Below are 14091 nucleotides of genomic sequence, written 5' to 3'. Positions count from 1 at the left end.
AGTATTTGAATTTGTTTCGGTCTACCGTTCCAGACCTTTGGGGCTAGCGCTCCGCGCCGAATAATTTGCGCTCCTAGCGCTCCGTCCCTACACCCCTTGTCTCAGATGAAGGACCGTCAAACGCTTCGCGGTCCTCGCATTCCAACGAAGGGTCCGGGATTTATGGCCGAGATTGAGCAGAGAATGCAAGAGAAACAAGGTAGAGACCGTCGAAATTTTCATCCTCAACGGAACGAACGCAAAACTACCAATGCTCATTCTTCTAGGCATGACATTTATCATCCAGGCAACGAAAAGCAGTGTTGACGTGAGAGAGACAACAATCTCGCTCTTTTGGTGGCGGAGCGCCGACTAGGTCATTCCCCAAAGACTAGACAAGCCATACCTAATGTTGCAACTATCCCTTGCCATTGGGGGCAAGGGGACATTTCAGATGCAACGCATTCCAGCGGCGATTGCCGCAGTTTTTTTGCTGCCGGATAGCTGCGGCGTTCTCGCTGAAATCAATTGGATTTGATCCAGCCGCCCACGGCTTGGCGGAAGAGGGGAAAATGGAGACTATCGAAAATTTAGACCGGTCTATCGGGCAATATTTGAAAGACGCTGCGCGCGGGGCAAAAGCTATGAAGCTTGTCTTTCTGGTAATCGCCGGCGGGGTAGCAACGCTTTGCCAGTTCACTGACTGGCCGAACGGATTGCCTTCAACATCTCAAATAGTAGGGATCGCCGCAAGCGTACTTGCCGTCATGGGTGGCCTATATGCTCTTTTCACTGACAGAAATGCGCCAGAACACCTGATGATCGCAAGAGCTGCACTTCAAGAAGCAAAAGATCTAGAGGCGCAGCTCGAGTCGGGTCGGAGCCTCTATGCTCTTTACGAAGCAGACATGCGTCGGGCGGCAAACGCGTATTTATCGACTTATTTGATGGCCCACGCTTTAGAGAGGATGGACTTCAGCAAGTTTGAGGAGGCTGATTTAGCTGATCGCATCCTCCTCGCTACCCAACCTTGCCTACCCATGGCACTGGGATTTGAAACGCACCATCAATGGACCGTTGGCATATATAAGGCCTGCGTCAAAGAGGATGGCGGAGAAGAACTCTGCCTCGTACAAAAGTTAAGGGCGATCGAATGCGATATCTCCAAGGCGAGGGCATGGCCTGCCGGCGCAGGTTTTTTAGGATTGGCTTACACTAATCTTAAAGAGGTTGTGATCGAAGATGCCAATGATCCGGCCGTTGCCAGCGTGCTTGGAGCGCCGCAGCACTTAAACAAAAACCATGATACAGAACGATACGTGTCAATGGCTCTTGTTCCAATTCATGTCGAAAGCGACCAAAAGCCTTGGGGAATTGCGATTGCGACTTCTAATGAGCCTCGACATTTTAATTTGGCACCAGAAGCAGGGGTTAAGCCAATTGAAGCCGTAAGGGCGCTGGCTAAAATGGTCGCAGCGTCGATTTCGATCAGACGAAAGCTTGAAAAAGGCATCAAGGAGCATAAAGTTGATTCTCGGGAGGTAGTAAAATGAGCTTAGCTATGAAACCCCATATCGGCTTCGAAGAGTCCATAGAGTCATTGATAGACAGGGAATCTGAAGAGCTGGTCGCGAAAATCATAAGCGACGATGCAGCAAAGGAAGATTTGGAGAAATTCAACGATCTGATGCTGCAAAGATCAAGGATGATGATACGTCCGCCTATGGCCGTGAACGGCTTTCGATTTCGCTGACTATCGCAATCCCTATAGACTCAAGTGAATTGCAAAGCCGCCATATTGGCGGCTTTTTATTATCAATATGATGGGATGCCGTCAGCTTCATTGAAATGGCTCGTAGTTGCTGCCTTCTGGCGCCTCTGGCCGCCATTCTGTTTTGATGTAAATCCCGGTATAGACCGTTCCATTCGAATGCATCTTCACGAACTGCTTCATTGACCCGTCCGGCCCACGCCACGTCTTTTTGGCCCGATCCGGCAGGCGCTTATTGAAGGTGTTGCTATGGAATTCTGCCAAGCCTTCCATTTTCGCGTAGCGTTGGTATGCAGCGAATAATTCGGGCGGGAAGGCTTTGTCATTGGGGTCACCACTCACGATGCATGCATGGCGGATGAATGAACCGATCGGATCGCTTTCCTCACGATATTCCGACGTTGCGTCCTTAATGCCCTGAGGTTCCTGCAACCCACCTTCCAGATAGGAAATCGCCCCCGCCACCATCCAGGCGAATATGCCGTTGCGCTCCTCGCGCAATTTGCGCGGCAGGTCGCGGTCTACGTCCTCTTCCGGTATCTGGATTTCCCACGGCACCAGTTTTACGCGGCGCCATATGCCGTCAGAATCGTCCTTGATGATCGGCTTATGGTTGCCCGACAGGATGATTTTGAATTGCGGGATCAGCTCGAAGAAGTCCTGGTTGAGCTTTCGCACCGGGAGCGGTTCGCCGCCGGTCAGGGATTTGATCAGCGCGTCCTTGAGCTGCACGCCCATTTCTGGCTCCGAGGCCGCCACCAGGCGCACGCCGGGAAGGCGGGCCAGATCGGGCGTGGCCTCGGCGCCGGATCGGCGCTTTTCGCCAGCGAAACTATCAATCGACATGGATGCGGCATAATCCGCCAGTATATCCACCATCAAGTCCACGAAGGTGGATTTGCCATTGCGGCCCGCGCCGTAGAAAAACAGCAGGCACTGCTCGCCTGTCATGCCCAGCAGGCAATAACCGAGATAGCGTTGCAGAAAGTTGCGATATTCGACATTCGGCATCACCTGTTTCAGGAAGTTGCGAAATGTCGGGCAATCGTCGTCTGGCGTGAAATCCACTTCTGCCATCTTGGAAATCAGATCTTCCGGCTGATGCTTGTCCATCCGGATTTTCCAGCGCCGCACGCCCTCAACCACCCGGCAGTAAAACCGCAGCGTGCCGCTCTGGCAATTGATGGCGTAGAGATCGGTATTCAGATCCTTCACATCAAGCGAGCAATAAGGCACCGCCTCTTTCAGCATGTTGTCGATTTTGGATGTCCCGGCCGCGCTCTTGGCATGGCTGTGGCGGGAAGACATGCGGCCACGCCGCCCCTCTTCCACCTCATCCATGGCGTCGACCATCTTTTCCAGTTCGGCATATTCGGCATATTGCTCTGGTGTCCAGGAGGACGTGGCATCCACCATCTTGCGGCGCGCGCGTTCCGCCTGCTGGCCGGTTTTGATCCGATCCTTGATTTTCTGATGCTGCACATGGGCTTCCTCCGGCCATTCGGCTTTCGGGGTGCCCATCATGACCTTTTCCCGTTCGGCTTCCTTCATATCGGCGATCAAACCGTTCAATTCCGCCAGTCGATCATCGTCGACGGCTTCGCGCACGGTTGGCGGGCGGCCCATGTCCTGCAATTTTTTCGCCGCATCGCGCCCGGCCTCGATGGCAGCCTGTTCCTTGGACGAACAATCCAACAGGATCGCCTCATCATCGATCAGCTCGGCGGTGCGATGAGCGAAACGGCGCACCACGGCGCCGGATGCATCCTCCATCCAGCGCTGACCATCGAACCCGTGCCAGCCCACATGTGTCACATGGCGCAAAAACCGGCCGTATCGGGTCAGCAGCCGGTTGGCATTGCCGATGTCGGTTTCTGGCAGGGCCGCGCATTCTTCGAGGATTTCCGGCCCAGACAGTTCTAGGACATCCTCATCCGGTTCCGGCTCATCAATAGGCAGAGGGTCCGGGCGGCCAGCATAGGCCCGCCGCTGCGCCTCGGCGTCTTCCAATATCTTGCGGACAGATTCCGGCAGGTCCGGTTTTTTCGGCTCTGTCATGGCTTGCGTGTCCAGTAGCGATCAAGGATGAAGCGAAACAGCGCGACAGCCATCAAGGTGACGGCCAAAACGACCCCAACCGCAGGCCAGAACCCAAACCATGCAACCTTGAAGCCATTGGCAAATGATCCGGCCATAAAGGGGATCATAAATAGCCAATATCGAGCGCCGAACCATTTGAGTGGATTTAGCATCATCATTCCTCCCCTCGCACGGCGGCAAAGGCTTCTGAAAAATCGGTCCCTTGGGGCGGGAACTGGATCTGAATATCCAAGCCCGGCCGCTTCAGGCGGGAGGACATGCGGGCGAGGCAGGCGGCGGTTTGCACCGGTTCGCTATCGCCATCGGCCAGCACCAGCAGCTCGGTCACATGGGCAGGCACCTGCATGGCCTCGTTCGGCTCAAGGTCGGGCTTTGGCGCCGGTCCCTGGACGTTGACGCGGCGCCAGCGTCCGGCGCTGTCCTGATTTTTCAGCGTCGGGTGTTTGAAATCCGAGGCGGGGTCACGCGGACCGGCGAGATTACCGATGTCGCCGGCGGCGAGGTAGAACGTGTCTTCGCGCCAGCCTTCCGGCCCAGCCCATGCGGCGGGGTTTTCGATCCCCTCGCCCACCACCCAGCGCGTAGCCTCCGGACTGCCAAACACCGGCAGGATCGAGCCTTTCTTGGCGCCGTGCATCTTTTTGGATGACAGCGGCTTACCCTCGGCATCGATCAGTTGCGGGCGGAATTTCGGTTTGTTGGCGAGATCAATCCATATCTGCTGGCTGCCGGTGATCCGGCCTTCGAGATTGACGAAGGGCACGGACAGCGCCGGACCGGTATAGAGAGCGGCCACCCGGCCAAGCTCATCCTGGCCGTGGTAATAGGTGGCGCGAGGCAGGAAGCGGATATGCTCGAACACACCATCATGCGGCCAGAAGCCGGTGCGAAGCCGCAGGTACCGGCGGATCAGCGCATAGCCTTCCGCCTCACGCTGGCCAGCGGCAAGGCAATCCAGCGCATTGAGCCAGAGGTTGCGCCCGAGGGTAATGGCCTTCTGGCGCTCCTTATCGGCCTTGGCATCGTTTTCGGCCCGCTTCTTATCGGCCTTGGCGCGGCTATCCGCCGCTCGCTGTTCGCGGGCAAGGCGCTGCTCTTCCGTTTCCTGCTCGCCCTCGGCTGGCACCGTCTCGCCCAAGGCATGGCCGCAGGCCATCAGAAATTCAGCACGGTTGCGCAGATCGAGATCGCGCCAGACAGCGGCCAGACCAATCCCGTCACGCCCGCCGCCACAGGTGCGGCAATTGAAGACATTCTTGGTGCGGTTGACGGAAAACCGATCCTTGCCATCATGGCAGCGCGGGCACGGTCCCTGATATTCGGTGCGGCCTTTGGTTTCGCTGATCCCGAGCCGGTCAGCGGCCTCCGATACGGTAACATCACGGGCACGGGTGACGAAGTCGTCGATGATGGGGCTGGTCATTCGGCAGCCTCGCGCCAAACCATCAGTTCCGGGCAATTTGCCGCGACGATAGCCGCATAGGGCGGCGGCGAAACGCTGTTACCGACGCATGACACCTGCACACTCTTCGGAAAACTGACCCATACAGGGTCGCCACCCGATTCGGGGACTGTCCACCCGCCATCAATGACGTAATCGGGCGGGAAACCCTGCGCATTGTAAAGCTCGCGCGGGGTCAGCATGCGAATGCCGATATCGACGACGACATAGGTCTGTTCGCCAATATCAAGGGTGACGAATTCCCGCTCATCCCAGAAACCGTAGGACCGCAGAAAGGCGGCGACCTGGCGCGCCCGGTCTTCCTGATCGACCGTGAATGGCGGCACTGACATACCTGCCTCGACATGACCGAAGCGGTCTTTGACCGTCACGGTATGCATTGCGTCGTCGAGGCGAGCGCCGTCACCTGTCCCGTAATATTTCTGGAGATATGGCGCCACCAGTTGCGATTTACCGCCACCATCCGCCATGACGGTCGCCGCAGGCTCATCAATGCCGTGGCCGGTGGACGTTCCGAACTGGCGGGCAATGAATGCCGAAACCGCGCCCTGTTGCGCGCCGGTCTGCGTCACGGTTGAAAGCGGCTCATCAGCCGCCCGGCCCGGGTTGACGCCACCTTTGCGGCGGCTGTCATTATTGTGCTGGGCAATGAACGCCGCGGCAACGCAGGCATCCGCCTTGGTGGTTATTGTCGCCGTTGGCTCATCACCGCTGCGCGGGCGGCTTTGACCAGCGCGGCCACCGCAACCGACCAGCGACGGGATGATGACGGCATTCTGGTCTTTCGCGCTGGCGCAGATTGTGTGGTGCGGCGCATCAATGGGCCGGACAGCGCCACCCTGTTGCGCGTGGGTCAAGACAGGGGCGACAACGGAAAGGCCAGCGCCACCGGCGGTTATCGTATGGGTCGGCTCATCTGCGCCATTGAAAGGCTTGCCTGAGTTGCGCATGGTCATGACATGCGGCGCGATTAGCGAATGCCGATTTTCAGTTGGGATCGTCGCAATCGGCTGAGAAAGATCGGACACGCGCTCCGACCGTCCATCGGTGTGGCTGTAATAAGACGCGAGATGCGGGGCAACAACCGCATGGGAAATCCCGCCGCTGGTGACGGTGCCCATTGGATCATCCAGCGGATATTCCCGCCTTCCGCCGCTATATCCGTGGGCAACAGACACCAGATGCGGTGCAACGACTGCCTTTTCACCACGGTTCGCGCCCGTAATCGTTTTGAACGGGTCATCGACATCTTCAAGGCGGGCGCCATGGGTCAGATTGACAAGGAATGGCCGTTCGGCATCGAGAACATAGCGCTTCATGCCCCTCGCCACACGGGCCATCGTGGCATCTGCCAGAGGCCGCACCGCCCGAAGGCGATGCTTGACCATGATGTCATCGGCACTATCGAATATCGACGGGCATGGCAGCGACCAGTCAATGCATTCTGCCGCCGTGCGCCATGGCTGTTTCTTGCCCGAGATAACGTCGGGATCACCAGGTGCGCCGTGCGTTGGCTCTGGCCATACAATCGGCTTGCCATCAAACCGAATAACCAGAAACAACCGCTTGCGGATTGTCGGTGCGCCGAAGTCACAAGCCCGGATTTCACGGAATTCCATCTTGCCGCCGAGCTTCTTGATGGCTTTGCTCCAGGCAGCGAAGGTTTCGCCACGCCGTTCCGGATCGGGCATCAGGCCCTTTTCGGTTTGCAGCAACGGCCCCCAATCCTTCCACTCCTCGACATTTTCCATGGTGACGACATCAACTTTGCCGCCGCTTTTCTGGATACGTTCGATCCAGCCGGGAATGATCCAGGCGAGATCACGGATATTCCGCTCGACTGGCTTGCCGCCCTTGGCCTTGGAGAAATGTTTGCAATCGGGACTGAAATGCATCAGCCCGATATGCTTACCGCGCATGTGGTCGAGCGGATCGACGCGATAGACATTTTCGGAAAGATGCAATGTCTCCGGGTGGTTGGCCGCATGCAGCGCCAGCGCCGCCGGATTGTGGTTGATGGCAATGTCCGGTGATCGGCCCAAAGCCATTTCACTGCCGGTGGATGCACCGCCGCCTCCAGCAAAGCTATCAACGATCATCGGGCGACCAGCGGTCAATGCAGGCGTGGAGGTCGAGGCGCGGAAATCGTCCGGCAAAAAGCTCATATTCATGATACCACCTCCCCACGGGAACCGTGCTCCCCACGCAATTCGCGCAATTCCTTGAACCCGATTCGCCTCAGCCGACCGTGGGTCAGCAGGCTTTGGGCAAGATCCTTCAGCCGCACGTCGTCCCGGCCAAACAGGTTGAAATCGATCAGGCAGGCCGTGCCTTCATGCCAGCCTCGCAAGCCTTCCGGGCAGGTGATGACGCGCAGCGCACGGCCATCGCCAAGGCGGCCACGCGGCACACGCCAGGCGTCCAGCGTGAGCCCGGCCGCTTCCCGGCTGGGCGCGATGATCAGGGTGACTTTTTGCTTCTCACGCATCGGCCGCCTCCGCCAATGAAGCGGCCAGCGCCTCGCGGCCCGCGTCCGTGATCGACCATGTGGCCTGTCGAGACCCCTTGCCCCGGCGCAGGCAGACGATCAGCCCGCGACCTTTCAGACTTTCCAAAATCCACCGGGAAGAGCGCGCCGCCAGACCGGCCTGCCGCTCCATTTCAGCCTGTGGCATTGCCACCGGGCCACCGGCTTGTTGCATCAGCGTCAAAAGCTTGAGGGCTGGCCCCGAAAGGTCGCCTTCGTCCTGGCCCCGACCCCAGCCTGTGGTGTCACCCTCATTCAAAACCAACGGACGGTGATCTTTCTCGCAAAGTGCGTGGATCTCTGCGAATGGCAGGCCTGTCGCCTCTTCCACATCTGTCTTGAACACCGCGCGCTCGCGCATCAGGCGGGCAAACAAGGTCTTGTCCGCTTCACTCAGGTCGGCAAAGGTTTGCGGTGACATCGTTGCGGGGGTTTTGTCGCTGAAAAGGGCAATGGATGTCATGACCACCTCGATTTTCTGGGAAGGGAAGACGGCGCGGCCCGATCAGGCTGACAGACCGCAGGAAGGGAGGAAGGCGGAACCGACGCGGAGGGTGCGGGTGGCGGTTCCGCTGTCATGGCAGGAGCATCGACGGCCCACCGCTTGTCATGCCAGGCCTTCAACGCGGCCTCATGCGCTCCGAAATCATCATTGAATGAGCGCCGCCGCCGCTCTTCGCGCCATTCCTGCTCGATCATGCTCCGCTGATGGAGGTGAATGCCTATCGGCCCAAACCAAAGCGCCATAACCTTGGCATTGGTCGGGATCGCCGCAAGGTCGCCAACATCACTGACGATCCGCGCCCATGCGGGCACCAACTCCAGATCGCAATGAAAGAGATCGATGGCCGCCGCCTGCGGGCAGTTGGTGACGACGTAGAGACCCGGCGCGGCCGGTGGTTTGCTGCTGGCGCTGATCACTGGGCCGCCTCCAGCAGGTCAAACAGGTTGGGCATCGCCATATCGCGGGCCGCCGCCTCGACATATTTGCAGCCGTCGAGAAAATAGGCCGGGTTCAATTCAGTCGCGATGCCCTTACGACCGAGTTTGATGGCCCGGTAAGGCACCGTCATCAACCCGCCAAACGGATCGAATATCGTTTCACCCGGCTCGGTATATTGGCTGATAGCCCGGTCGACGATGTCGAATTGCAGCGGGCAGAGGTGCATTTCCTTGCCTGCCTGCGCCTGCAACGTGTTCATGGACAACATGCGGGTGATATCGGTCCAGACATCGTTATGCTTGGAATGCGGCGGCAACAGCATGAAGGTCGAGGGCAGCATGCCCCGCTCTTCAAGCACCTCGGCAATCTTCACATGATGCTCGAAATCGTAGACCGAATCGAGAGAGTAGCGCTTCCAGAGCTTGAAGATCTGATGATGCTCCAGCCCGGCCAGATCCTGGATGGTCAGCAACCGGTTGCCGGAACTTGGCATGAAACCATGCGCATCGAGCTGCCACCGGGCGCGGGAATAGCCAGTCTCATTCGACCATGCACCATCGGCGCCGCTCCATTGGCGCTTGTCCTTCTTCACCTGCCGATCAGCATAGCCGTTTGAGGCATCGGAGGGTGGTTTGCGGAAGATCAGCAGATATTCCGGCATGCCATTGCCCATCCGGCTGCCATCCTTGCACTGCTCGGACCAGCCGAGCCGATAGGTCTGGTTGTTTTCCCGCACCACATCTGTCGTGATGGTCTTGCGGGACAGGAAGGCAAAGCCATGCTGCTTGAAGCGGGCAACGCAATCATCCGAGAACGGATAGACGGTCTGGAAACCAAGCCCCGTCAGGCCACCCGGCACAATCCTGTCCTTTACATGAATGGCGGCAATCCGGCCCGGTGACAGAACCCGCAGCAGTTCGGGAATGAGGAAATCCATCTGTTGCCAGAAATGATCGTTATCGTCGGTATGGCCGAAATCGCAGTAATTCGGCGAATATTCGTATTGGGTCGAAAACGGAATGGAGGTGACGATCAGGTCGACGCTGTCGGCGGCCATCATCTGGGTTTCCAGCACACAATCATTGTTGATCAGCCGGTAACCGTCGCCGGAAACCTCGATTCGGTCGACGCCAAGCGAGCGTTGCAGCGTGGCGGCCATGGCGGCGCTGGAAAGGCCGTATTCCTTGATGATATCGGTCATGATTTGCATCTGCTCCTCGTGGCGCTGCCATTTTTCTTGCAGATTGTCTCGCACCGGCCGCTCGGCCTCCGTGTAGATGAGGTCGAGGCGCACCTCGTGGTCCTGCATGAAGCGGTAGATGCGGTGGACGCCCTGGATGAAGTCGTTGAACTTGAAGCCAATGCCGAGGAAGATTTCCCACCAGCAGTGATATTGAAAGTTCGGGCCGGACCCGAGCATCGACGGCTTGCCCGCCAGTTCCGGCAACCGCCCATCGGAAAAGGCGCAGATCGTCTCTTCGCGCGCGTCGAGATCCTGGCTACCGTAAACGGTGGCAATGCCTGGAATTGCCGCCTCGATGGCAAGCCGCTCGGCTTCCAGATCGTGCCAGATCAGCCGGTGCGCATCGGGGTTTTCCGCCCGCAATTCCATCAGTTTGGCGATCCGCACCGGCAGGCTGTCACGCTTTTCGCGCGCCGCATCCGACAGCGATGCACTGGCATTGCGAAACAGCCGGGACTGGCCATTCTTTTCCGCACCGGCGCTAGCATGGTCGGCAGGCAATTCGTGCCAATGCACCACCATGGCTGGCAGGTCGTAACCCTCATCGGAAAAGCCGAGGTCGGAAGGCTTCTGCACAAACAGCGCCCAGCTTGCCACCCACAGCCAGAATTCACGCTGCTTGTGTGGGTGGATGGTCAGGCTGTCGGCTTTTTCGGAATTACGCTTGAAGAACCTGGTCTTTGCTTGCCCGACATCCATGATTTCGAGAAAGGCCGAATAGGCCAGAAGCTCAATGAACTGGTTGGGGCTTGGCGTGGCCGTGGCAACAAACTTGAAGCGCACCCCATCGAACAACCGCATGAATTCGCGGAACGTCTTGGAACCACCAAAGCCGCGCAGACACGACGCTTCGTCGAGGCTGACAGCATCAAACTGATGCGGGTCCAGTTTCCCATCGCGCACCGTCTCGTAATTGGTCATGTAGAGGCCGGTGGCACCGGCATCATCAATCGACCGGATGAATTCAAGCGTGGGGATACGATCAGGCCGACCAGCCTGCCAGGCCCGCAGCTCGGCGCGCTGCGCATCGGTAATGCGTGGGTGATCGCCGGTTGCCAGCATATGCGCATCGCGGCGAAATTCCTGCCGCACACCAAGCGGCGTAACGATCAGCCCGCGACCGCCAAACCTGGCGGTGATGATGCGCAGGATCTCGATTTGTATAACGGACTTGCCAAGCCCGAACTTGGCGAACACTGCGCGCCGTCCACCACGGCAGGCCCATACGACCATCGCCTTCTGATGCGGCAGGAGAATGGGATTGATTTCGTCCAACGAGACATCAAACCCGCCTTGCGGGGCCATCTGGACTTTGTTTTTAAGGAAATCGACGTAGTTCATGCCACGTCACCCCCATTGACCTTATAAAGTGTCGCCGGTCCGCCAGGCTTTCCCTTTTCGACCACAGTGAGGTAGCCGGCCTTGCGAAGGCTGATCATCACCTGCGCCGCCACGTCCGGGCCGATACCGATTTGGCGGGCCAGACGTTTGGCACCAATGCGCACTTCTCGCCCCGGCTGGGTCAAAAACCAGTCGAGCACCTTCTTTTGCCGCAATCCAAGCGGCTGATTATGCCGGGTCAGGCGGGCGTTGGGGCAAAGCTCTTGCGGCGTTTCGCCGTCCAGAACAGCATCGACCAGATCGCTTTTGGCAATCGCCTTGGTCAGCGCCAGCACCACATGACGCGGCGAGCAATTAAACCGGGCGGCCTGGGCATCCAGAAACGTCATGACCTTGCGGTCCTGAAAGGAAACGACAAGGCTTTTCACAGCAGCTCCCTCCGGACTTCCGCGACTATGTCCGCGCAACGGATGCAGTGCTTTTCGATTACCTCGGCAATCGTCAGCGCCGATCCACACTCCCGGCAGGTGCGCCGATCCATCGGCGGGCTGGGCGCAAAGGCGGCAACGTTGATATCATGGTCATGGCGACGGCGGGCATCGTGGAGCTTCTGTTCAACCGGGGTCATAGCCCTGCCCCCGCTTTCCGCATGATCTCACGGATATTCCTGATCAGCTTTTCGCCCTCGCGGCCGATGTCTCGACCCTCGCCTGTGGTGATCGACCGGCCACCGGAGCCGTTTTCGTCGAGGGCCTCGACAACCACCTGTTTCAGCGCCGAGACCACACTGTCCATTTTCAGCAAATCGATCAGGTCCAGGCTGGCGGGTGCCGCCTCCGGCTCGTCCTTCACCAGCCGATAGCCCTGCAAACGGGCGAGCTGTTCGGTGATGACAGGCGATCCAGCCTCAAGGTCCGCTTCCAACACGATATCGAGCGGCATGAATTTTTCCGCGTTGTCTTCGGACGTGCTGGCATAGTTGGACAGCGGCGCCTTGCCGACGCGGGTCGTGTGCTGAAAGCATTCCGCCGTGCCCGCCATCTGGACTGCACGGCGGGTAGCGCCCTTCAAGGCGGCGGCCTGATCTTTGTTAATTGCGCGCACTTTTCCCTCCCCGGAAGTCAAGGATATTTTTCGCCGATTTGTTTTCGTGAATTGCCCCGCGCGGGCGGCTAGAACCGCAACAGAAACAGGGACTTAACTTTAGCTTTCACTCATTTTCGAGGCAGATATGACCCAGATAAATCCTCCTGCCGAAACCGGGAGCCCCCAGCCCCGGCAGGAGAGCCGCACAACGACCGGGAACACCCCCCAATCCGGCGGCAAGATGGCACCGGGAAACGACCAGACCCGGCGCGGGAGGAACGGAAAGGAGGCTGACAAGTCATTCGGCAGCCTCCGGAATGAGAGCGGGCTGCGGACGGGTGATACCATCCGGCCAGACCAGATCATCCGGCCAACGGTCGGAAAACCACTGCATGGCCCGTTCGAAAATGCCGGTGGTAATGTCGCCACCGTCAACAATGTTATCCAGCTTCGTGCTACGGCTCAGCACTTGCCAAGACACCGTCTTCCTCGATACGCCGCAATGAGCGGCGTAGAGGTCGGCGACAACAATGATCTGATTTCTCATCTTCATGGCGTACAAACTGCGTACAAAAAACAGGAAAGTCAACAGACAAATGTACGCATTCCGATTTTTTCATCGGCAGGCGATAAATCCGGCATGGAAAATCCGGTACAGGCTAGAATCAGAGCACGCCTCACGGAACTTGGGCTTTCAGAAAACGAGGCCTCAGTTTCCGCTGGGTTGGACAGAAATTACCTGCGGGTAATGTTCGACCGCCCCAAAGCCGTGCCGCGCAAGAAAACGCTACATCAGTTGGCTGAGGCGCTGGGATGCTCTGAAGCATGGCTTCGCACCGGCAAAGCAGAAAGCGCGGCTCCCGAGACCGAAACTGCGCAAGACATAACGACCCTGGCGTTTAGCCGATCATCAGTCGGCCCCGCCCCAACCGCAACAACCGCTAAAGACGTGCCTGTGCTGGGCTCTGCAGCTGGTTCGCTGGTCAACGGCAGTTTTGCATTGCGCGATGAAGTGGTGGATTACGTGGCCCGGCCACCTGCCATGTCCAGCGCCAAGGGACTTTATTCCCTCTTCGTCGAGGGCGAATCCATGCAGCCCCAATTTTATCCGGGAGACATTATTTTTATCAATCCAGATCGCCCAGTGCGGCCCGGCGATACCGTCATTGTACGCTCGAAAGGTGAAGAAGGCCGCGAAGTTGTATCCCTGGGCATCCTTAAGGACCGTCGTGGTGGGCAAATCGTTATCGGCAAACATAATTATGGAAAACCGACGGTCAGCATACCTTCATCCCACATTATCGCAGTTCATAAAGTTCTCAGCATAAACGAAATGTTTGGCCTTTAAGACAGAACTGGCTGCGTCGCACCACAAACGCAACGTGAATTCCGCCACTTGTGCGCAAAAAAATGCGCACAAGTGGCCTTCATGTGCCTTATCAACAGAAAAATCCGTTTAAATTCAACAATTACCGCGTGATTATTGCAATCCACGGTTTTTTGTACGCATTTTGCGTTGACAGTAACCTCTTGTACGCATACGTTTGTACGCATCCACTGAAACCACACGGTGGATAGCCCCCAGCCCGCCGCCTTCGCCCCTACGATCCACCGGGCGGCGGGCACAAGGCGCGAACAA

15 protein-coding genes are annotated in these 14091 nt (G+C 58.1%); 3 read left to right on the top strand and 12 right to left on the bottom strand.

From position 1 onward, the window contains the following. Positions 1-551 precede the first annotated feature (551 nt). Together AVCG78_RS07000 and AVCG78_RS06995 are read left to right on the top strand one after the other, a co-directional pair. Positions 552-1532, top strand: coding sequence for a hypothetical protein (locus tag AVCG78_RS07000; protein ID WP_071585160.1), 981 nt, complete (start codon positions 552-554; stop codon positions 1530-1532). Beyond that, a complete protein-coding gene (locus tag AVCG78_RS06995) occupies positions 1529-1732 on the top strand; it encodes a hypothetical protein (RefSeq protein ID WP_071585159.1) in 204 nt (67 codons plus the stop codon). The genes AVCG78_RS07000 and AVCG78_RS06995 overlap by 4 nt, the downstream gene beginning before the upstream one ends. A gap of 87 nt (positions 1733-1819) precedes the next feature. Here the strand turns inward: AVCG78_RS06995 and AVCG78_RS06990 are convergent, their stop codons facing one another. From AVCG78_RS06990 to AVCG78_RS06935, 12 genes are all read right to left on the bottom strand, one after another. Then, positions 1820-3808 (bottom strand): phage/plasmid primase, P4 family, encoded by a 1989-nt coding sequence (locus tag AVCG78_RS06990; protein WP_156582726.1) that lies wholly within the window; start codon positions 3806-3808, stop codon positions 1820-1822. Beyond that, a complete protein-coding gene (locus AVCG78_RS06985) occupies positions 3805-3945 on the bottom strand; it encodes a hypothetical protein (protein ID WP_156582728.1) in 141 nt (46 codons plus the stop codon). The genes AVCG78_RS06990 and AVCG78_RS06985 overlap by 4 nt, the downstream gene beginning before the upstream one ends. A gap of 59 nt (positions 3946-4004) precedes the next feature. Next, positions 4005-5273 carry a hypothetical protein gene (locus tag AVCG78_RS06980; protein WP_071585156.1) on the bottom strand — a complete coding sequence of 423 codons (1269 nt, stop codon included), beginning with the start codon at positions 5271-5273 and terminating at the stop codon, positions 4005-4007. Next, positions 5270-7477, bottom strand: coding sequence for a DNA cytosine methyltransferase (locus AVCG78_RS06975; RefSeq protein WP_156601544.1), 2208 nt, complete (start codon positions 7475-7477; stop codon positions 5270-5272). The genes AVCG78_RS06980 and AVCG78_RS06975 overlap by 4 nt, the downstream gene beginning before the upstream one ends. Before the next feature lie 2 nt (positions 7478-7479). Next, positions 7480-7800 carry a hypothetical protein gene (locus AVCG78_RS06970; protein WP_071585155.1) on the bottom strand — a complete coding sequence of 107 codons (321 nt, stop codon included), beginning with the start codon at positions 7798-7800 and terminating at the stop codon, positions 7480-7482. Beyond that, positions 7793-8302 (bottom strand): hypothetical protein, encoded by a 510-nt coding sequence (locus tag AVCG78_RS06965; protein WP_071585154.1) that lies wholly within the window; start codon positions 8300-8302, stop codon positions 7793-7795. The genes AVCG78_RS06970 and AVCG78_RS06965 overlap by 8 nt, the downstream gene beginning before the upstream one ends. Next, positions 8299-8760: a hypothetical protein gene (locus AVCG78_RS06960; protein WP_071585153.1), complete on the bottom strand. Its 462-nt coding sequence runs from the start codon at positions 8758-8760 to the stop codon at positions 8299-8301. Before AVCG78_RS06960 ends, AVCG78_RS06965 begins: the two co-directional genes overlap by 4 nt. Continuing rightward, on the bottom strand, positions 8757-11366 hold the full coding sequence (locus AVCG78_RS06955) for a DNA methyltransferase (protein WP_071585152.1): 2610 nt from the start codon (positions 11364-11366) through the stop codon (positions 8757-8759). Before AVCG78_RS06955 ends, AVCG78_RS06960 begins: the two co-directional genes overlap by 4 nt. Further along, positions 11363-11794 carry a helix-turn-helix domain-containing protein gene (locus AVCG78_RS06950; protein WP_071585151.1) on the bottom strand — a complete coding sequence of 144 codons (432 nt, stop codon included), beginning with the start codon at positions 11792-11794 and terminating at the stop codon, positions 11363-11365. Before AVCG78_RS06950 ends, AVCG78_RS06955 begins: the two co-directional genes overlap by 4 nt. Beyond that, positions 11791-11994 carry a hypothetical protein gene (locus AVCG78_RS06945; RefSeq protein WP_071585150.1) on the bottom strand — a complete coding sequence of 68 codons (204 nt, stop codon included), beginning with the start codon at positions 11992-11994 and terminating at the stop codon, positions 11791-11793. Before AVCG78_RS06945 ends, AVCG78_RS06950 begins: the two co-directional genes overlap by 4 nt. Then, on the bottom strand, positions 11991-12470 hold the full coding sequence (locus AVCG78_RS06940; protein ID WP_071585149.1) for a hypothetical protein: 480 nt from the start codon (positions 12468-12470) through the stop codon (positions 11991-11993). The genes AVCG78_RS06945 and AVCG78_RS06940 overlap by 4 nt, the downstream gene beginning before the upstream one ends. A 280-nt stretch (positions 12471-12750) precedes the next feature. Beyond that, positions 12751-12933, bottom strand: coding sequence for a hypothetical protein (locus AVCG78_RS06935; protein WP_234796163.1), 183 nt, complete (start codon positions 12931-12933; stop codon positions 12751-12753). A gap of 21 nt (positions 12934-12954) precedes the next feature. Between AVCG78_RS06935 and AVCG78_RS06930 the strand changes: the two genes are divergently transcribed. Then, positions 12955-13800, top strand: coding sequence for an XRE family transcriptional regulator (locus tag AVCG78_RS06930; RefSeq protein WP_156582730.1), 846 nt, complete (start codon positions 12955-12957; stop codon positions 13798-13800). The last annotated feature ends 291 nt before the right edge of the window (positions 13801-14091 follow it).

The sequence above is a fragment of the Gillisella vitis genome (assembly GCF_021559775.1).
Classification (GTDB): Bacteria; Pseudomonadota; Alphaproteobacteria; order Rhizobiales; family Rhizobiaceae; genus Allorhizobium; species Allorhizobium ampelinum.
This window is presented reverse-complemented; position numbering and strand designations above follow the sequence as displayed.